Consider the following 430-nt stretch of genomic DNA (forward strand, 5'->3'; position numbering starts at 1 on the left):
CCGCGATCCGCCGCGGGCTCGGCGAACCACCCACCCGCAGCAGCGAAACCGGGGACACGGACGCGGACGCGCTCACCGATCCGGACGCCGCCGCGGCGTGGGGTGTCGCGGCCGGGCAGCTCGTGGAGGAGGCGTCCCGGCGCACGGTGGAGGACCTCGCCGCGGCCGCCCGCACCATCCGGGATGTGCTCGACCCGGACGGCGCTGAGCGTCGGTTCCGGGAACGCCACGAACGTCGCTCGTTCCGATTCTGGACCGACCGCGACGGGATCCGGCACGGCTCCTTCACTTTCGACGACTACGGAGCCGCGTGGGTGACCTCCGTGTTGGATGCCGCCCTGCGCCCGCGCCGCGGCGGGCCCCGGTTCGTCGACCCGTCCGAGAAGGCCGCCGCCGCCGCGCTGGTCGCCGACCCGCGCACGAACGAGCA

The 430-nt window shown here is 75.3% G+C and carries 1 protein-coding gene; it reads left to right on the plus strand.

Annotation, left to right across the window (positions count from 1 at the left end; translation table 11 throughout):
• A partial coding sequence (locus LK09_RS20390) for a DUF222 domain-containing protein (protein ID WP_039403845.1) occupies positions 1 to 430 on the plus strand: 430 nt, incomplete at both ends.

This window comes from Microbacterium mangrovi (assembly GCF_000802305.1).
GTDB classification, from domain to species: Bacteria; Actinomycetota; Actinomycetes; order Actinomycetales; family Microbacteriaceae; genus Microbacterium; species Microbacterium mangrovi.